Annotated in this window: 13 protein-coding genes and 1 riboswitch; of the genes, 5 read left to right on the top strand and 8 right to left on the bottom strand. The window is 64.8% G+C overall.

Translation table 11 applies throughout. From position 1 onward, the window contains the following. Positions 1–40: 40 nt before the first annotated feature. From tal to U1R88_RS10165, 6 genes are all read right to left on the bottom strand, one after another. Entirely contained in the window at positions 41–1,015 is a 975-nt protein-coding gene (tal, locus tag U1R88_RS10190; protein WP_322431117.1) for a transaldolase, read from the bottom strand. Positions 1,016–1,248: 233 nt separating this feature from the next. Further along, positions 1,249–2,028 (bottom strand): class I SAM-dependent methyltransferase, encoded by a 780-nt coding sequence (locus U1R88_RS10185; RefSeq protein WP_322431116.1) that lies wholly within the window; start codon positions 2,026–2,028, stop codon positions 1,249–1,251. 34 nt (positions 2,029–2,062) lie between these two features. Further along, positions 2,063–2,866, bottom strand: coding sequence for an ABC transporter ATP-binding protein (locus U1R88_RS10180; protein WP_322431115.1), 804 nt, complete (start codon positions 2,864–2,866; stop codon positions 2,063–2,065). Continuing rightward, positions 2,863–3,885: a FecCD family ABC transporter permease gene (locus U1R88_RS10175; RefSeq protein ID WP_322431114.1), complete on the bottom strand. Its 1,023-nt coding sequence runs from the start codon at positions 3,883–3,885 to the stop codon at positions 2,863–2,865. The genes U1R88_RS10180 and U1R88_RS10175 overlap by 4 nt, the downstream gene beginning before the upstream one ends. Before the next feature lies 1 nt (position 3,886). Next, on the bottom strand, positions 3,887–4,930 hold the full coding sequence (locus tag U1R88_RS10170; protein ID WP_322431113.1) for an ABC transporter substrate-binding protein: 1,044 nt from the start codon (positions 4,928–4,930) through the stop codon (positions 3,887–3,889). Positions 4,931–5,117: 187 nt separating this feature from the next. Continuing rightward, positions 5,118–5,348: riboswitch (cobalamin riboswitch) on the bottom strand. Positions 5,349–5,420: 72 nt separating this feature from the next. Further along, the gene (locus tag U1R88_RS10165; RefSeq protein ID WP_322431112.1) at positions 5,421–6,410 is read right to left on the bottom strand and encodes a CobW family GTP-binding protein; all 990 of its coding nucleotides are present in this window, start codon (positions 6,408–6,410) and stop codon (positions 5,421–5,423) included. A gap of 312 nt (positions 6,411–6,722) precedes the next feature. On the opposite strand from U1R88_RS10165, the gene recQ reads away from it, so the two are divergent. The 5 genes from recQ to U1R88_RS10140 all read left to right on the top strand — a co-directional run bounded on the left by recQ (position 6,723) and on the right by U1R88_RS10140 (position 18,373). Then, on the top strand, positions 6,723–8,534 hold the full coding sequence (recQ, locus tag U1R88_RS10160) for a DNA helicase RecQ (protein ID WP_322431111.1): 1,812 nt from the start codon (positions 6,723–6,725) through the stop codon (positions 8,532–8,534). Positions 8,535–8,708: 174 nt separating this feature from the next. Beyond that, the gene (locus U1R88_RS10155; protein ID WP_322431110.1) at positions 8,709–12,356 is read left to right on the top strand and encodes an acyl-[ACP]--phospholipid O-acyltransferase; all 3,648 of its coding nucleotides are present in this window, start codon (positions 8,709–8,711) and stop codon (positions 12,354–12,356) included. Continuing rightward, a complete protein-coding gene (locus tag U1R88_RS10150; RefSeq protein ID WP_322431109.1) occupies positions 12,349–12,915 on the top strand; it encodes a TetR/AcrR family transcriptional regulator in 567 nt (188 codons plus the stop codon). The genes U1R88_RS10155 and U1R88_RS10150 overlap by 8 nt, the downstream gene beginning before the upstream one ends. Positions 12,916–13,099: 184 nt before the next feature. After that, positions 13,100–15,721, top strand: a complete 2,622-nt coding sequence (gene pepN / locus U1R88_RS10145; RefSeq protein ID WP_322431108.1) for an aminopeptidase N — start codon at positions 13,100–13,102, stop codon at positions 15,719–15,721. A 360-nt stretch (positions 15,722–16,081) separates the two neighbouring features. Then, positions 16,082–18,373, top strand: coding sequence for a sensor histidine kinase (locus U1R88_RS10140; RefSeq protein ID WP_322431107.1), 2,292 nt, complete (start codon positions 16,082–16,084; stop codon positions 18,371–18,373). A 44-nt stretch (positions 18,374–18,417) separates the two neighbouring features. Here the strand turns inward: U1R88_RS10140 and U1R88_RS10135 are convergent, their stop codons facing one another. After that, positions 18,418–18,636: a hypothetical protein gene (locus U1R88_RS10135; RefSeq protein ID WP_068296814.1), complete on the bottom strand. Its 219-nt coding sequence runs from the start codon at positions 18,634–18,636 to the stop codon at positions 18,418–18,420. Continuing rightward, the gene (clpS, locus tag U1R88_RS10130) at positions 18,633–18,938 is read right to left on the bottom strand and encodes an ATP-dependent Clp protease adapter ClpS (RefSeq protein ID WP_322431106.1); all 306 of its coding nucleotides are present in this window, start codon (positions 18,936–18,938) and stop codon (positions 18,633–18,635) included. The genes U1R88_RS10135 and clpS overlap by 4 nt, the downstream gene beginning before the upstream one ends. Positions 18,939–18,948 lie beyond the last annotated feature (10 nt).

The following is an 18,948-nucleotide window of genomic DNA, read 5'->3' as shown; positions in this document are numbered from 1 at the left end:
CAGGCGGCCAAGGTCATGCCGCCAAGATCATGTGGCTTGATCATGCGGCTTGAGCCGTGCCTTCGACACGCTTGGCAATCAGCGTGCGCAGCTTGCCGAGATCCTTGGCGAAGCCGCGAATGCCTTCGGCGAGCTTCTCGGTCGCCATGGCATCCTCGTTCATCTCCCAGCGGAAGGCGCGCTCGTCGATCTTGCCGGTGGTCGGCGCAGCGGCGTAGTTGTCGGGCGAGAGCTGGCGCTCCAGCGTGCCCTGGTCGGCTTCCAGCGCCTGCAGCAGGTTCGGCGCGATGGTAAGGCGGTCGCAGCCGGCCAGCGCCTCGATCTCGCCGGTGGAGCGGAACGAAGCCCCCATCACCACCGTCTTGACACCGCGGGACTTGTAGTCGGCATAGATGCCGCGCACCGAGAGCACGCCCGGATCCTCTTCCGGGGTGAAGGTGCGGCCGTCATTCTTCACATGCCAGTCGAGGATGCGGCCGACGAAGGGCGAAATCAGGAACACGCCGGCATCGCCACAGGCCACCGCCTGCGCCTTGGAGAACAGCAGGGTCAGGTTGCAGTCGATGCCTTCCTTCTGCAGCACCTCGGCGGCGCGGATGCCTTCCCAGGTCGAGGCGATCTTGATCAGGATGCGGTCACGCTCGATGCCGCGCGACTTGTAGTCGGCGATGATGGCATGCGCCTTGGCGATGCTCGCCTGCGTATCGAAGGAGAGGTCGGCGTCGACTTCGGTCGAAACGCGGCCGGGAACGAGCTTGGTGAGTTCCGCGCCGAAGGAAACGGCGAGACGATCGGCAATGGCGGCGACGACGCCATCCTTGCCGCCGCCCTGCTTGCTGCCCCAGCTCACGGCTTCCGCGATCAAATGGTCATAGGCTGGCATCTCGGCTGCCTTGAGCAGCAGGCTGGGATTGGTGGTGCAATCGACCGGCTTGAGCGCCTTGATCGAATCGATATCGCCGGTATCGGCGACGACGACCGTCATGGCGCGCAATTGTTCGAGTTTCGAAGCCATATGTTACGTCCTTGTTCACAGAGCTTGATAGCGTCCCGTCACGGACCATAGACCCCAGCCCCGGCGACGTCATCAGTTATCATGCTTGTTTTTCTGGCCCGCCACCGGAGCGGCCAAAGCGGCACGGTGCGGCAGACATTGGCTACCTCGAACACGCCTCTCATGACCCTGCAGGCCGCCTCCAAAGATATGGTTCCGTTGGCGGGAGATGCAAGGCTGCTCCGGTTCGCGGATCACTTGCGGCAGCAGATGATGAAGCGCCGATAGAGATAGGTGCGCAGCCGGTTGCGCAGATCCGCCCGGCGCCTCTGGGCCGCGGCGATCGGCCGATGCGAGGAGACCACCACATCCCTGAAGCCGGCCTGTTCCAGGAGCGGCAGCAGATCGGTACTCCGCAGCCCCCTGCCAAAAGGCAGCCGCTCCATGATGCGGGCATGGCGCTCGCCCATTGCACCATCATAGAAGGGATCGGCGCCGCCAAGGCGATCGATCAAGGCGATGAGCCCGGACGCCAACCGGCCGGTCCTGGTTGGTCTTGCCCAATCCCCGTCGAAGAACAGCAATCTGCCGCCCGGTTTCAGCACGCGATGCCAATCGGCAAAGGCCTTCTGCGGCTCGGTCAATGTCCAGACCAGATGCCGGCAGACGATGGCGTCATAGGCGTTTTCCGGCTCCATGGTGTTTTCTGCATCGCCCAGACGAAAGCGCAGGCGCTGGCGACCGGCATGCTTGCGTCGCGCAACCGCCAACATCGCCTCGGAGAAGTCCAGCGCGGTCACGTCATGGCCGAGCGCCAGCAGCAGCTTGGTGATCTCGCCCGTCCCGCAGGCGAGATCGAGCACCCGGAGCGGTTCGGTCCCGAGATGATCTCGGATCGCCCCCGCCCAGGCTTCGAATTCGGGGCCCTCGGGAATGTGGTGCCCGAAGGCGCGGTCGAAGGTTTCCGAACGCTTTGACCAATAATCGCGAATCTCTTCCTTGAGATCATAGTTCGCAGGGCTGGCGCTCGTCATCTGATGGCTCTCTCCATCTGTTGTCGGCTGCGTGTCATGACACCGCCGCGATCCAGCCCGGTCGCGGTACCGGAAGATCCGGATGCCGATAGCGGATGAAGCATCCTCCCGCACCGTCGCGGATGACCTCGGCGGCGACACCGAAGACCGACTGGATGCGCACTGCCGTCAGCACCTCCGCCGGCGGACCGATCGCCTCGATCCGTCCTGCCTGCATCAGCGCGACCCTGTCGCAGAACATCGCCGCATGGTTGAGGTCGTGCAGGGCCGCCACGACGGTGAGATTCTGGCGATGCACCAGATGCAGCAGGCCGATCTGGTGGCCGATGTCGAGATGATTGGTGGGCTCGTCGAGAAGCAGGATCTCGGGCTGCTGCGCCAGGGCGCGGGCGATGTGCAGGCGCTGGCGTTCCCCACCGGAGAGCGTGTGCCACAGGCGACCGGCAAGGCCGGTCATGGCAACCTCCTCGAGCGCGAGATCGACGATGGCGTCATCCCGGCTCGACAAGGGCGTGAAAGCTCCCAGATGCGGCGTTCGCCCAAGCTCCACAGCCTGGCGGGCGGTAATGCGCTCGGCCGTCTCCGCCTGTTGCTCGACCAGGGCGATGCGGCGCGCGACTTCGCGTCGAGCAAGACCGTGGAGCGGGCGGCCCGACAGCAACACCTCGCCGCCCTGTGGCCGGCGAATACCGGCCAGCAGAGACATCAGGCTGGTCTTGCCCGAACCGTTCGGGCCGATAATGCCCAGCAATTCGCCGGGCTGGACCTCCAGCGACACCCCGTGCAGGATCGAGGCCCCGCCTGCCGACCAGGACAGGTTGCGCGCCGACAGGCTCATGCCGTCGCCTTTCTCTGGCTGAGGATGAGGGCAAAGGCCGGCGCTCCGACCAGGGCCGTGATGACGCCGATCGGCAGGACCTGGCCGGGAATGATGATGCGGGACAGAATGTCGGCGACGATCATGAAGACGGCACCGATCAGGGCGCAGGCCGGCAGCAGGCGCCCATGGCGCACGCCGACCACCATTCGCGCCGCATGGGGAATCACCAGGCCGACGAAGCCGATCGATCCGACGATGCTGACCATTACTGCCGTCATCATCGCCGCGATGCCGACGAGTACGACATAGGCACGCCGGACGGAGATGCCGAGGGATGCTGCCGACTCCGTGCCGAAGGTGAAGGCATCGAGCGCGCGCGCATGCCAGAGGCAGACCAGCAGCCCCATGGCCGTGACCGGCAGGGCAAGCCAGACATCCGGCCAGCGCACCCCCGAAAGATTGCCGAGCAGCCAGAACATGATGCCCCGCGCCTGTTCGGCATTGGCCGCCTTGGTGACGATGAAGGAGGTCAGGGCGTTGAAGAGCTGGGACCCGGCGACGCCGGCCAGGATCACCGCGCCGGTGCCGCGGCCCGAGCGCATTGCCAGCAGGGCGACGAAACCGAAGGCCACCAACGCGCCCAGAAAAGCACCGAGCGGCATGCTTAGAAATCCTGCACCGATGCCGAGAATGGCGACCCCGACCGCGCCCGTCGAGGCGCCGGCCGAGATGCCGAGCACATAGGGATCGGCCAGGACATTGCGCAGCAGGGACTGCAGCACGACGCCCGACAGCGCCAGGGCCGCGCCGCAGCAGGCCGCGACGACCGCGCGGCTCAGCCTGTAGTTCCACACGATGCCTTCATCAATGCGATCGAGGGCGTAGCCGGCGCCCCACAGACGGTTGGCCGCCGTCTTGGCCACCACGTCCATCGGAATGGCCGTCTCGCCGATGGCGGCGCCCAGCCAGAGCGCCAGGACGAGCACGGCCAGGGCCAGCAGCCCGATCGCCAGCAATCGTGTGACGGGGCGATTCATCTCAGCGCTTCAGGCCAAAACGCTGGACGGCATCGGCGAGCATCTCGATGCCGTCGACGACGCGTACGCTCGGCTGCATGGCCTGGACGTCCATTTCCACGACATGGCCCTGCTTGACCGCCGGCATCAGGCTCACCACCGGATCGGTCTTGAGGAAATTGAGCTTGACGGCGATGTCGTCGGCCGGATAGCGGCGACGATCCATCCGGCCGGCGACGATGATGGTGGGGTCGGCCTTGGCGATGGTCTCCCAGCCGACGCTCGGCCACTCCTCCTCGCTCTCCACGACGTTCCGGACACCGAGCACGGACATGATATAGCCCGGCACGCTGTTCTTGCCGGCCATGTACGGATCGACATCGACCTTGGCGCTCGAGAACCAGAAGGCAGCGGAGACCTTGCCGTCGCCGGCAGCGATCTTGCGGCGGGCGGCTTCCTCGCGTGCCTTGAGGTCCGCGACGACCTTCGCCCCGCGCTCCTGCACGTCGAAGATCTCGGCGAGTTCCCTGATCTCCTGATAGACCAGATCCATGGTGAAGAGGGTACCGCGCGTGCCGTCGCCACCGCCGGAATTGTCCTTGCCGACGCAATCGGCGGGCGAAACATAGGTCTGGATACCCAGTTCCTCGAACTGCTCTGGCTTGCCGACGATGCCGCTGGGCCCGACATGCCATTGGAACTGGGCCGTCACGAGCTCCGGCTTCTTGCCGATCACGCTTTCGAAGCTCGGATCATTGTCGGCCAGGCGCGGAATCTTGGCATTGGCCTCCTCGTATCCGGGCAGTACGGGGCCGAACCAGACCGCCGTCCCGGCCACCTTGTCGGCAAGACCGAGCAGATAGAGGACCTCCGTGCTGCTCTGCCCCACGGAAACGACGCGGCGCGGCGCATGATCGAAGGTGACGGTGCGGCCGCAATTGGCGAGCTTGAGGGGATATTTCGTTGCCTGCGCCGCCGCCGGATCGATACCCGGCGTCAGGCTGAAGCCGGCGGCAAGCGCGACGGCAAAGCCGAACCAGCGGGCCTTATTCCTTGAAAAGGTCATGATGTTCTCTCGTTCGCGATGGAAATGACCGTCTTCGGCGCGGCCGAAGACGGGTAAACGGCCTCAGGCCAGGGCGTGGCAGAGGGTTCGACGACGCGAAGCGGAGGGAACAGGCGGGCGACAGCCCGGACGTGCGGGAAGATAGGTCACAATGTCTCCTGTTCCGGGCATCCCCGCCCGTGACATGGGATTGATCGAGATGACGGCAGGTTTCCTGGCTCGCGGACGTCGACCTTGCATCTGCCTTCCCATGGGAGACCCACAGTGGCATGGCGCCTTTCGCGCCAGGAGGATGCTCGGCAATCCGCCTACAGTTGCGGGGGCAGCCACGGCATGGGCTTTTAAGGAAGCCGAACCGTGTTCCCTATTACTCCCGACGGACTTGCATCCGACGGGAACCGTCAACGCCACAGTTACCGGGGTGTCGCCAGCGCGGTCAAGCGAATATGCAAAGCATGCATCGGCCGATGCCGGGCGCTGCCTTCCTGCTTCAGCCCGCGTCTGTCGCCGCCTGTACGCGGCAGGCCAGGAACCCCTGTTCAATCACGTCCCTGGGCAGATTGCGGCCGATGAAGACCAGGCGGCTCCGGCGCTCCTCCTCGGGCTTCCAGGGGCGCTGATGGTCGCCTTCGAGCAGCATGTGCACGCTCTGGACAACGAAGCGCTGGGGATCGCCGTCAAAGGCGACAATCCCCTTCATGCGCAGCATGTCGGTGCCGAATTGCTGCACGATCATGTCGAGCCAGGGCATGAACCTGCCGGGGTCGAGCGGCTCGCGGGACACCAGGGCGAAGCTGCCGACATGATCGTCATGCTCGTGCTCGTGGAAGCCCTCGAGGAAATCGGGCTCGGCTTCGAGGATGCGGTCGAGGTCAAAGGCGCCGCGGCCGAGCACCTTGTCGAGCGCGATGTCGCAACGGCGGGTCTGGTGGAGGGTGGCTGTGGGATTGATGCGACGGATCCGCTTCACCACCCGGTCGAGTTCCTCCGCCGTGACCAGATCAATCTTGTTGAGCAGGATCGTATCGGCGAAGGCGAGCTGCTCCTGGGCCTCATGCGCGGTCTCGATTTCGCCGAGCAAATGCCGGGCGTCGACCACGGTGACGATCGAATCGAGCCGGACCCTGGCGCGCACGTCATCGTCGACGAAGAAGGTCTGGGCGACCGGCGCGGGATCGGCCAGCCCGGTCGTCTCGATCAGGATGGCATCGAAGCGGTCGCGCCGGCGCATCAGGCCCTCGATGATGCGGATCAGATCGCCGCGCACCGTGCAGCAGATGCAGCCATTGTTCATCTCGAAGATTTCCTCGTCGGTATCGACGACGAGATCGTTGTCGATGCCGACTTCACCGAACTCATTGACGATGACGGCATATTTCCTGCCATGGCTCTCGGTCAGGATCCGGTTGAGAAGCGTGGTCTTGCCTGCCCCGAGATAGCCGGTGAGGACAGTGACGGGGGTCTGCGGCAGGGGCTGCATGATGTCGGAATTCCTTGATCCATTGCGAAAACGGGCATGTCGATGCCGTAGGCGCTCGATTGAGCCTCCACTTGAATGAAACGTTATAACATAACTTTATGGATCGCAAGCAGGTCCTCCAATGCCATCGCAGGAGCAGCCGGCATCCTGGCGGAGAAGTGGAAGCGGCCCTGGCAAGCGGGATTATTCCACTGGAATTGCCTGCCGGCGGAGGAATTCAACGCGAGAGATTTTCGAATCACGACCTGTGTCGGGTAAGCCTCCTCCATCTCCCCGGAATGGAATCAGGCACCGAAGGCGCATCCTGCAGGCATGACCCTCTCATCTCCCCGAGATCCTCTCGCCGTTCTCAATAGCGTATTCGGCTACGCCGCCTTTCGCGGCCAGCAGGAGGCGGTGGTGCGCCATGTCACCGGGGGTGGCGATGCGGTGGTGCTGTTCCCGACCGGAGCGGGCAAGTCGCTGTGCTACCAGATCCCGGCCCTATGCCGGCGCGGCGTCGGCATCGTCGTCTCGCCCCTGATCGCCCTGATGCGCGACCAGGTCGAGGCGCTCAAGCAGGCTGGCGTGAGCGCGGCGGCGCTCAATTCCTCCCTGTCGCGCGAGGAGGCCTACAAGGTCCGCCGCTCCCTGATGGACGGCAAGCTCGACCTGCTTTATGTCGCCCCCGAACGCGTGGCAACGCAAGGCTTCCAGGCCCTGATCGCCGATGCCGACATCGCGCTCTTCGCCATCGACGAAGCCCATTGCGTCAGCCAGTGGGGCCATGACTTCCGGCCCGAATATCGCGAACTCGGCAGCCTCGCCGCTTCCTTCCCGGGCGTCCCGCGCATCGCGCTCACCGCTACGGCCGATCCGGTCACCCGCGCCGACATCATCGAGCGGCTCGGCCTCAACGCGGCCGAAGTCTTCGCCACCAGCTTCGACCGGCCCAATATCAGCTACGCCATCGTCGAGCGCGACAATGCCCGCCGGCAATTGCTCGCCTTCCTGGCCGGGCACAAGGGCAATAGCGGCATCGTCTATTGCCTGTCGCGTGCCAAAGTGGAGGAGACGGCGCAGTGGCTGAACGAACAGGGCATCCGCGCCTTGCCCTATCATGCCGGCCTGGAAGCGGCGACACGCAGCGCCAATCAGGACGCCTTCCTGGAGGAAGAGGGCCTCTGCCTGGTTGCCACCGTCGCCTTCGGCATGGGCATCGACAAGCCGGACGTACGCTATGTAGCCCATCTCGACATTCCCGCTTCGGTGGAAGCCTATTACCAGGAGACGGGCCGAGCCGGGCGCGACGGCCTGCCCTCGGATGCCTGGATGAGCTACGGCATGGCCGATGTGGTGCAGCGCCGCCGCATGATCCAGGAGGGCAATGCGCCTGAGACGGTAAAGCGGGTCGAACTCGGCAAGCTCAACGCCCTGCTCGGCATCTGCGAAACCGCGGAGTGCCGGCGCAAGGCCATCCTCGCCCATTTCGGCGAGATCCATCCCGGCCGCTGCGGCAATTGCGATACTTGCCTTTCGCCGGTCGAGAGCTGGGACGGCACCGATGCCGCGGTCAAGGCGATGGCCGCGATCTACCGCACCGGTCAGATGTTCGGCGCCGCCCATATCATCGACGTGCTCACCGGCAAGGTCACCGAGAAGGTCCAGCGTTTCGGCCACGACAACCAGCCCGTCTTCGGGGCCGGCAAGGATATCGAGGCCCGCACCTGGCAATCGGTGCTGCGCCAACTCACGGCGGCCGGCCTGGTCAATGTCGACCATGAAGCCCATGGCGCCCTGATCCTGGCCGAGGAAACGCGGGCCGTGTTCAAGGGCGAACGGCAGATCATCTTCCGCCGCGACCGGCCGCGCAAGAGTACCGAGGCCAAACGCGCCCGGCACGGCGAGATCGAGATGTCGGAACGCGACGGCGCCCTGTTCACCGCTTTGCGCGCCGAACGCAGCCGGCTCGCGCGCGAACAGAGCGTACCGCCCTACATGATCTTCGCCGACACCACACTACGCGCCATGGCGAGCGAACGCCCCGCCAGCCTGTCCGAATTTCTGGCACTGCCCGGCGTCGGGCAGGCCAAGCTGGAGCGCTATGGCGAAGTCTTCCTGGAAGTCGTCAGGCGCGAAGGCTAGGATGACGGCTCGAGACCGGTGGTTCACGCCACTGTGCGGCGGCGCACAGGCCGGACATGAGCCAGCCCTCCCCTCCTTGACGCCGTTTACCATACATTTTAAGTTAGCGAACGAACGCTAACTTAAAATGCGATTCTCCCGCGCCCGGTACGCGCCCATCCAGGAACCACACCGATGCTCGCATCGCTGATGTCCGCCCGCCGCTTCTGGCCCCTGTTCTGGAGCCAGTTCTTCAGCGCCTTCAACGACAATTTCATCAAGCAGGCCCTGACCATCCTGGCGGTCTACGGCATTGCCGAAACCGCTGCGATGGAAGGCGGCGACAGCATGGTCTCGATCGCCGGTGCCTTGATCGTGCTGCCCGGCCTGCTGCTGTCGGGCCTGGCGGGGCAATTGGCCGACCGCTACGACAAGGCCCGGGTCGCCCGGCAGATCAAACTGGCTGAAATCGCCATCGTCGTCGTCGCCGCGGTCGGCTTTGCCCTGCATTCCATGCCGATCCTCTTGGTCAGCATGCTCACGCTCGGCATCATGGGCACGCTGTTCACGCCAGTGAAATACGGCATCCTGCCGGATCATCTGGCGCCTGAAGAACTGCCCGCCGGTAACGGTCTCATCGAGGCGGGCACCTTCCTGTCGATCCTGATCGGCATCATCGGGGCCGGCTTCGTCGCCCCCCATCTGCCCAGTTGGATCGTGGCCGCCATCATGGTGGCGGTCGCCGTGGCCTGCTGGTGGTTTGCCCGCCTCATTCCACCCACGGGTGAAGCAGCACCGGATCTCAAGATCGACTGGAACATCATCCGCTCGAGCTACCAGCTCGTGCAACTGGTAGCCTCCGACCGCAAGCTCCTGATCGGCTCGCTGGCGGTGGCCTGGTTCTGGATGAGCGGCATCGTCATCCTCTCGCTGACCCCCTCCCTCGCCCACAGCGTGATCGGCGGCGACGGCACGCTCAATACCTGGTTCACCACCGCCTTCTCGATCGGCATCGCCATCGGTTCGATCCTGGCCGCACGCCTGGCCACGGGACGGATCATCGTGCTGCTCTCGCCGATCGGCTGTATCCTGATGGGGCTGTTCTGCCTCGACGTGGCCTGGATCGCCTTCGGTACCGAGCGCTCGGAAACGCCGCTCTACTTCCTTGATTATCTCGCCACCGGCACCGGCCTACACATGACCATCGCGCTCGTGCTGGTGGCGTTGGCTGCGGGCCTGTTCATCGTGCCGATCTATGCGGCGGTCCAGCATTGGGCCCCCAAGGACGAACGCGCCCGCGTCATCGCCGGCGGCAATGTCATCACGGCCCTGTTCATGACGGTCGGCGCTGGCGGCCTCTCCCTGCTGCAGGGCCAATTGGGCCTCACCACCCCGATCGCCCTGCTCGGCATCGCCATCCTCGACATCATCGCCGGCGTTGTGCTGCTCTATGTGCTGCCGATGAGCCGGTTCCGTGACTTCATCCTGCTGCTCTACCGGCTGCTCTACCGCCTCGAGGTCAAGGGCATCGAGAACCTGGAGACGCCCACGCCCCATCGCATCATCGCGATCAACCATGTCAGCTTCCTCGATGCCGGCCTGGTCCTGGCCCTGCTCGACAAGGATCCGGTGTTCGCCATCGACCACACCATCGCCAAGGCATGGTGGGTCAAGCCCTTCCTCAAGATCTGCCGCGCCTATCCGCTCGACCCCACCAAGCCGATGGCGACGCGCGGGCTGATCAATGCGGTGAAGGCCGGCGAGACCCTGGTGATCTTCCCCGAGGGGCGCCTCACCGTCACTGGCGCGCTGATGAAGGTCTATGACGGCGCCGGCCTGATCGCCGACAAGTCGCATGCGGACATCGTGCCGATGCGCATCGACGGCCTGGAGCGGACGCCCTTCACCAGGCTCGACGCCAACAAGGTTTCACGCCGCTGGTTCCCAAAGGTGACCGTGACCTTCACCGAACCGACGCGCCTCACCATCGACGAGGATCTGCGCGGCAAGAAGCGCCGCCAGGCCGCCGGCGCCGCCCTCTACGACGTGATGTCCGATCTCATTTACAAGACGAGTTCCGTCGACACCGATCTCTTCCGTGCCCTGGTCGCGGCCGCCGACAAATATGGCCGCAAGCGCGTGGTGCTGGAGGATCCGGTCAGCGGCACCCTCACCTATAAGCGCCTCTTGATCGGCATCAGCGTACTCGGGCGCAAATTCACGGACTTCACGGCTCCGGGCGAGCATGTCGGCGTGCTCCTGCCCAACGCCAATGCCGTCGCCGTCACCTTCTTCGCCCTGCAGTCGACAGGCCGCATCCCGGCCATGCTGAACTTCTCGGCCGGCCAGGCCAACCTGATCTCGGCCTGCGAGACCGCGCAGGTGAAGACGGTACTGTCATCCCGTGCCTTCGTCGAAAAAGGCCGGCTCGGCGATGTCGTGGCGGCGATGGAGGCCCATGTCCGCTTCGTCTGGCTGGAGGATGTGCGCGCCGAGGTCGGTACCGCCGACAAGCTGAGGGGCCTGCTCGGAGCCGGGCGCGCCCATGCCAAGCCTGCGCCGGACTCCCCGGCGGCAGTCCTGTTCACCTCGGGCTCGGAAGGGGCACCGAAGGGCGTGGTGCTGTCGCACCGCAACATCCTCGCCAATATCTCGCAGGTCGGTGCCCGCATCGATTTCGGCCCCGGCGACATCGTCTTCAACGTGCTGCCGGTGTTCCATTCCTTCGGCCTGACCGGCGGCATGATCCTGCCGCTGGTCAACGGCGTCAGGCTCTACCTCTACCCGACGCCGCTGCACTACCGCATCATTCCCGAACTGATCTACGGCACCAATGCCACCGCTTTGTTCGGTACCGACACCTTCCTTGCCGGCTATGCCAAGATGGCCAATCCCTACGACTTCCGCTCGCTGCGCTATGTCGTGGCCGGGGCCGAGCCGGTGAAGGTGGAGACGCGGCGGGCCTATAACGAGAAGTTCGGCCTGCGCATCCTGGAAGGTTACGGCGTCACCGAGACCTCGCCGGTGCTGGCGCTGAACACGCCGATGTTCAACAAGAACGGCACCGTCGGCCGGGCGCTGCCGGATATGGAGACGCGGCTGGAGGACATTCCCGGCATCGAGGAAGGCGGGCGCCTGCACGTGCGCGGCCCCAATGTGATGCTGGGTTATCTCAAGGCCGATCATCCCGGCGAGATCACCGCGCCCGAGGAAGGCTGGTATGATACCGGCGACATCGTCACCATCGATCCGCAGGGCTTCATCGCCATCAAGGGCCGGGCCAAGCGCTTCGCCAAGATCGGCGGCGAGATGGTGTCGCTCGCCGCGGTCGAGTCCATGCTTGCCGACCTCTGGCCGGAAAGCCCGGTCGCCGTGCTTGCCACCCCCGACCCGCGCAAGGGCGAGCGCCTGGTGCTGATCACGCCGCACAAGCAGGCCAACCGCGCCGACGTGATCGCGCATCTGCGCTACAAGCATGCTGCCGAGCTGATGATCCCTTCCGAGATCATGATCATCGACGCCATGCCGGTGATGGGCACCGGCAAGACCGACTATGTCGGCCTCAACAAGATGCTGAAGGAGCGTCAGGCCAATGCCGGCGCTGCCGACGCCAAGGCCAGCCCACCAGCCCCGCTGCCGGGCTTGCCCGATCCGTCCAAGCCCTCTGCGCCTGCGCAGGGCAATGGCGCCGAACCGGAAGCCCATCGCCCGCCGCCTGCCCCGCTCGCCGCACCGGGGCGCCCTGCCGGCGAGCCCCGGCCGCCCGCCGAAAAGGCAGGCGAGGCGGAAGCACCGCCTCCGGCCCAGGCTGCCCACGACGAAACGGGCGGGAATCATGCGTGACGGATCCAAGACCCGTGCCAAGATCGTGACGGAGGCCTTGCGCCTGTTCGCCCGGAAAGGCGTGGCAGGGACATCGATCCGCGACATCGCCGGTGCGGTCGGCGTGGCGGAGGCTGCCCTCTACCGCCACTTCCCGTCCAAGGATGCCCTGTCGCGCTCCCTCTTCCTCGACGGCTATGCCAGGCTTGCCGGTGACATCCTGGCGGCGGACCAGGCCCATGCCGAATTCGATACCAAGATCACCCGGATCGTCGAAGTCTTCTGCGATCTCTTCGACGAAGACCGGGCCCTGTTCACCTTCCTGCTGCTCTCCCAGCACGCCCACCTGGCCGAGGTTCCCGACGACGCCGGCAAGAACGTGGTGGAGGCTGTGCGCTCGATTTTTGCAGGGGCCATGCAAAGGCGGGAGATCCGCGACCACGACGCCGACCTCCTGACCGCGATGGCGCTGGGCATCGTTGCCCAACCTGCGATCTTCACCCTCTATGGCCGGCTCCAGGGTCCATTGCGTCATCGCGCTCCGGACCTGGCAAAGGCCATCCTGGCACTGGTCGGTTAGGGCAATTTCGAGAAAAGTCGATCGATCCTGCGAACGAGAGAATATGCCGGTACGGCATTGAGCCGGCAACGCGAGGGATCATATCGCGCCATTGGAAAATGCCCGGGTTGCGGCGCGGGCCGGACATCCGCCATGATGGCAGGCACCAGACGTTTCAGATTGTCCCTGCCGGAATGAAGCCCCTATGACCGAAGCTGCCCTGGAACCCGTTCGCCTCGCCGACTACCGGGTCCCCGCCTTCCTGATCGACACGGTGCATCTCGACATCCGGCTCGAACGGACGCAGACCCGCATCGTTTCCACCCTCACTCTACGGCGCAATCCCCACAGTGCGGACCAGGAGGCCCTGAAGCTCCACGGCGACAGCCTCGTCTTCGTCGAGGCCTGGCTCGACGGCGTATCGCTGCCATCGGAAGCCTATTCGGTCTCGCCCAATGGTTTCAGCCTGCACCAGCCGCCCGCCGAGCCCTTCACGCTGGCGATCGAGACACGGCTTGATCCGTCGGCCAACACGCAACTGATGGGGCTCTACCGCTCCAACTCGGCCTATTGCACTCAATGCGAGGCCGAAGGCTTCCGGCGCATCACGTATTTCCTCGACAGGCCGGACGTATTGTCGGTCTACACCACGAGGATCGAGGCTTCGTTCCAGGAGGCGCCGGTGCTGCTCGCCAACGGCAACCGGATCGAGCACGGATCCCTGGCCGACGGCCGCCACTATGCCGTCTGGCAGGATCCCTTCCCCAAGCCCTCCTACCTCTTCGCCATGGTTGCGGGCGATCTCGCCATGGTGGCCGACAGCTTCACCACTCGCTCGGGGCGGCAGGTGCGTCTGGAGATCTATGTCGAGCACGGCAAGGAAGATCGCTGCGCCTATGCGATGGACGCCCTCAAGCGCTCGATGCGCTGGGACGAGGAAGCCTTTGGCCGCGAATATGATCTCGACATCTTCATGATCGTCGCCGTGTCCGATTTCAACATGGGCGCCATGGAGAACAAGGGCCTCAACATCTTCAACGACAAATATGTGCTGGCCCTGCCCCAGACGGCCACGGACAGCGACTTCGCCGCCGTCGAGGCGATCATCGCGCATGAATATTTCCACAACTGGACCGGCAACCGCATCACCTGCCGCGACTGGTTCCAGCTCTGCCTGAAGGAGGGCCTGACGGTCTTCCGCGACCAGGAATTCTCGTCCGACCAGCGCTCGCGCCCCGTCAAGCGCATCAATGACGTCAAGCTCCTGCGCAGCCAGCAATTCTCCGAGGACGGCGGACCGCTCGCCCATCCCGTCCGACCTGAAATCTACAACGAGATCAATAACTTCTACACCGCCACGGTCTATGAGAAGGGCGCCGAGGTCGTGCGCATGCTCAAAACCCTGATCGGCGACGAGGCCTTCGCCGCGGGTATGGAACTCTATTTCCAGCGCCATGACGGGGAAGCGGTCACCATCGAGGATTTCCTGACCTGCTTCGCCGAGGCAAGCCGGCGCGACCTCGGCCAGTTCATGCTCTGGTACAAGCAGTCGGGCACGCCGGAGATCCGCGCCGAGGGGCGGTGGAACGAGGAGGCCGGCACCTACCACCTCAGCCTGAAGCAGATCCTGCCGCCGACGCCGGGCCAGCCCAACAAGCAGCCAATGCTGTTCCCGATCCGCCTCGGCCTGGTCGGTGCGGAAGGCGATCTTCCCGTCACGCTCGACGGCAAGCCTTTCGACGGTCTGGTGGCTCTGGCCGAATCCGAGCGCAATTACGTGTTCGGCAATGTGCGCCAGGCTCCCGTCCTCTCGCTGCTGCGCGGCTTCTCGGCACCGGTCAAGCTCACGGTCGCACTCGACGAGGAAGCCCTGCTGACCCTGCTCAAGGCCGACAGCGACCCCTTCAATCGCTGGCAGGCCTCCCAGAGCTACGCGCTCAAACTGCTGCTGCGGCTGGTGAAGGACCCGGCGACACCGGTCGATCCGCGCTTCATCGCGGCTGTCCGTGGCCTCCTTGCCGGGGGGACCACCGATCCCGCCTTCACCGCGCTCTCCCTCGCTCTGCCCAGCGAGACCGACATCGCCCGCGAGATCGGCAATGACGTGGATCCCCAGGCGGTCTATCAGGCCCGTTTGATCCTGCGGCAGACCCTGGCCCGGGAACTGCAGGCCGAATTGCTGCGCACCATAGAGAACATGACAGTAGCGGGCCCTTACTCACCCCAGGCCGCCGATGCAGGGCGACGTTCCCTGCGCAACGGCGCACTCGATTTGGTCTGTGCTGGCGGCACCTCCCAGGCGCTCGCCGCCGCCGTGGCGCAGTTCGACAAGGCCGACAACATGACCGACGAAATGGCGGCGCTGGCTACGCTGGCCTTGTCCGCCACGCCGGCCGGCGAACGCGCCCTGCACAATTTCCGCGAGCGCTACGACAGCGATCCCTTGGTCATCGACAAATGGATGGGCGTGCAGGCGATGCTGCCGCTCGAAGCCACGCTGGACCGCGTCAAGGAACTCATGCGCGATCCCGCTTTCTCCCTGCAAAACCCCAACCGGGTCAGGGCCTTGATCGGCACGTTCTGTTCCGCCAACCAGACGCAGTTCAATCGTCCCGACGGAGAAGGCTATCGCTTCGTTGCCGACATCATCCTGGCCATCGACCCGAAGAACCCGCAATTGGCAGCCCGGCTCCTGGTCGCGTTCAAGACCTGGCGTTCCCTCGAACAGGGCAGGCGTACCTTGGCGGCGGCAACATTGCGCGACATCGCAAGGCGCCCGGGATTATCCCGCGACGTTGCTGACATCGCGCAAAGATCGCTTGCATGAAGCAATCATTGAAACTATGCGGTCAGCTCGGCTACGGCTGTCCGTTGCAATCGAGAGTACTGGTGCCTCTAGGGAAGCATTCATAGGCTGCATCTGACGGAAAGCAGCCGCATCCCACCACATCTTGTGGTGGCGAGTTTTCAGCCCCATAGATGTAGCCGAAGTATCAAGATTTTGTCTTGAATCGGGCGCGAATTCTTCGCTTTTCGGCCGCAAACGGACACAAATAATTAAAAAAGTGTTCACGGCGACTCTAGACAAATCACGTGAAGGTTGATTCTTATAGCCTTATCGATTCGGGGGCGGTGATGACCACCTGCCCTATCGCAAATTCTCAGATAAGGCTGGAAGGGCTAAGCAATGGCGCGTGCAAACGCGACACATGCGTCTTTGCGCGCGCCGGGCATCCGGGGCCTTGCCAAGACACTGGTCTGCCCAACCTATCGGCGACTGATCGGGCTCGAACCGATCCTGCGCAAGGCCGTGCCTGTGCTGATCATCGCCTTTCTTGCCGTCATCGCCCTCGCCGCCTTCATCCAGGCCCGGGACAGCCGCCAGCAGGCCATGCAGGATGCCGGGCGCAACCTCGACCTCATCGTCTCGGCCGCAGCGGCGCAATTGAGCGCGATTGTCGCCCAGAGCGGGCGGGTGCCGACCCGGGCCGCGATCACGGCGCCCGAGCACACCCTGCTTGCGGTGATCACGCCGCAGGGTCGCCTGCTCAACGATAATGGCGATGCCGCCGGCCTGATCGGCGCGATCGGCGACCGCGTAAGCGGCCAGTTGACCGTCACGGTCGGCGGCACCGCCATGCTCGCTTCCATCGGCACCAGCGAAAGCCTGCGCATCGTCGCCGCCAAGCCGATCGACGACATCCTGGAGGGCTGGTATGCGCTGAGCGGCCGCCTGCTCGTCTTCACCACAACCACCGGCGGCGTGCTGCTGATCCTCGGCTTTGCCTATTACTGGCAGGCCTCCCGCGCACGCCGGGCCGACGACATCTACAACAACGTCCGCAACCGGCTGGAAACCGCGCTCAGCCGCGGGCGCTCCGGCCTGTGGGACTGGGACCTCGAAGCCGGGCGGGTGTTCTGGTCGGATTCGATGTTCCACCTGCTCGGCTATGAGCCGCAGGATGATCTTCTGGTTCATAGCGACATCGATCGGCTCATTCATATCGACGATGGCGGCTTGCGCACCCTTTCCGCCGAGCTGCTGGCCAAAGACCCGCCACTCGCGATCGACCGGCGCTTCCGCATGCGTTGCGCCAATGGCGAATGGATTTTCGTGCGCGTGCGCGGCGAGCTGGTCTATGGCCCGCAGGGCAACAAGCGGTTGATCGGCATCGTCGTCGACGAAACCGAGGAGCGGCGCTTCGCCGAGCACACAAAGCGGGCGGATCTGCGCCTGCGCGACGCCGTCGAGACCATCTCGGAAGCCTTCGTCCTGTGGGACGCCGGCAACCGGCTGGTCATCTGCAATTCCAAGTTCCAGGCCCTGCACAATCTGCCGGACGGCCTGGTCCGTCCCGGCACCCATTACAGCGCCATCGTCGAGGCCGGCTCCCAACCGGTGGTGCGCACCAACATGTCCCCCAACGCTCCGATCGAGCGGGGCGCACGCACCTTCGAGGCCCAGCTCCAGGACGGTCGCTGGCTCACCATCAACGAGCGACGCACCAAGGATGGCGGCTATGTCTCCGTCGGTACCGACATCACCTCGCTAAAGGAACAGCAGACCCGGCTGATGGACAGCGAGCGCAGCCTGATCGGCATGATCGCCGACCTCAAGCGCTCCCGGCAGGTGCTCGAGCGCCAGACCCAGGAATTGGCCGAGCTGGCTGAAAAATATGCCGAGGAAAAGATCAAGGCCGAGTCCGCCAACCGGGCCAAGTCGGAATTCCTCGCCAATATGAGCCATGAGCTGCGCACCCCGCTCAACGCCATCATCGGCTTCTCCGAATTGATGGAGAACGGCACTTTCGGTGCGCTCGGCCAGCCTCGCTATGTCGGCTATTGCAAGGACATCAACGACAGCGGGCGCTATCTCCTGAACTTCGTGGACGACATCCTTGAAATGTCGAAGATCGAGGCGGGCGAGGTCACGCTGCAGCGCGAGCTCGTGGCGGTCGACCGCCTGCTCGGGGACCTCCTGCGCTCGCTCCGGCCGGAGACGGACGCCAAGAGGCTCAGCCTCCACCCTTCCTGGAGCAGTGGCGTGAACCTGCAGGCCGATCGCCGCGCCCTGCGCCTGATCATGAACAATCTTCTGTCCAACGCCATCAAGTTCACGCCGGAAGGTGGCAGGATCGGCGTTCGCATCCGCCGGCACGGCAACCAGGTCGCCCTCTATGTCGAGGATTCGGGCATCGGCATTCCGGCGGAAGCGATCGGCAAGCTCGGCCGCCCCTTCGAGCAGGTCCAGACCCAGTTCACCAAGACGCACAAGGGATCGGGCCTCGGCCTTTCCATCGCCAAATCCCTGGCGGAGCTGCATGGCGGCTCGATCCGCATCCGCTCCGCGGTGGGCGTCGGCACCGTCGTCATGGTGGTGCTGCCGGTCGAAGCCACGCGTTCGCCGGTTCAACCGACCACGCCAGTCCTGATGCGGTCCGCACCGAGACGGGCGGCATCGGCAGCGCTGCTGCACTGACACCGCCGCGCGATGGAACCCGCCGCTTCGGCCTGGCGAGGAGATCAGGTTCGGCTCTTGCCTCCTTCATCGGCTCCACGCCCCCCATCCATCTGCTGCTGCAGCGCCGCCAACCGCGCCTCCTGGGCCGCGATGCGATCGGCCAGGAGGTCCTCGTTCGCGGCCCCGGAAGATGCCGCCGCCTGCTCCATCAATTGACGGATGTTCTCGCGGATGATCGCGATCTCGGCATCGTAGGACTGTGTGGTGCGGGGCGTATTCATTCTTCCGGCTCCGTCGTGAATAACAGGGGATAGCCCTGGCTGCGCGCCATATCCGTGGCCCGGGTCGCCTTCGTCTCGGCAATGTCGCGCGCGAACACGGCCACCACGCAGACGCCTCTTTGATGGGCGGTAAGCATAACGCGGTAGGCCTGTGACTCGTTCATGCGGAATTCGGCCTTGAGCACGGCCACCACGAAGTCCCGGGGCGTGTAGTCGTCATTGACCAGGATGACCTTGTGCAGCCGCGGCCGCTGGGTCCTGGTTCTGGTCTTGTTGCGAGGGCGAAGGTCGGTGTCACTCATTGGCAGAAAT

The sequence above is a fragment of the Labrys sedimenti genome, assembly GCF_034424805.1.
GTDB lineage: Bacteria > Pseudomonadota > Alphaproteobacteria > Rhizobiales > Labraceae > Labrys > Labrys sedimenti.
Note: the sequence above shows the minus strand (reverse complement) of the source record. Positions and strands in the feature narration are given on the sequence as shown.

Bases quoted from the DNA above. Each gene is read 5' to 3' on its own strand.
- U1R88_RS10150 (WP_322431109.1), top strand. From the start codon at position 12,349: ATGCGTGACGGATCCAAGACCCGTGCCAAGATCGTGACGGAGGCCTTG.
- U1R88_RS10175 (WP_322431114.1), bottom strand. From the start codon at position 3,885: ATGAATCGCCCCGTCACACGATTGCTGGCGATCGGGCTGCTGGCCCTG.
- U1R88_RS10185 (WP_322431116.1), bottom strand. From the start codon at position 2,028: ATGACGAGCGCCAGCCCTGCGAACTATGATCTCAAGGAAGAGATTCGC.
- U1R88_RS10155 (WP_322431110.1), top strand. From the start codon at position 8,709: ATGCTCGCATCGCTGATGTCCGCCCGCCGCTTCTGGCCCCTGTTCTGG.
- recQ (WP_322431111.1), top strand. From the start codon at position 6,723: ATGACCCTCTCATCTCCCCGAGATCCTCTCGCCGTTCTCAATAGCGTA.
- U1R88_RS10170 (WP_322431113.1), bottom strand. From the start codon at position 4,930: ATGACCTTTTCAAGGAATAAGGCCCGCTGGTTCGGCTTTGCCGTCGCG.
- U1R88_RS10180 (WP_322431115.1), bottom strand. From the start codon at position 2,866: ATGAGCCTGTCGGCGCGCAACCTGTCCTGGTCGGCAGGCGGGGCCTCG.
- tal (WP_322431117.1), bottom strand. From the start codon at position 1,015: ATGGCTTCGAAACTCGAACAATTGCGCGCCATGACGGTCGTCGTCGCC.
- U1R88_RS10135 (WP_068296814.1), bottom strand. From the start codon at position 18,636: ATGAATACGCCCCGCACCACACAGTCCTACGATGCCGAGATCGCGATC.
- pepN (WP_322431108.1), top strand. From the start codon at position 13,100: ATGACCGAAGCTGCCCTGGAACCCGTTCGCCTCGCCGACTACCGGGTC.
- U1R88_RS10140 (WP_322431107.1), top strand. From the start codon at position 16,082: ATGGCGCGTGCAAACGCGACACATGCGTCTTTGCGCGCGCCGGGCATC.
- U1R88_RS10165 (WP_322431112.1), bottom strand. From the start codon at position 6,410: ATGCAGCCCCTGCCGCAGACCCCCGTCACTGTCCTCACCGGCTATCTC.
- clpS (WP_322431106.1), bottom strand. From the start codon at position 18,938: ATGAGTGACACCGACCTTCGCCCTCGCAACAAGACCAGAACCAGGACC.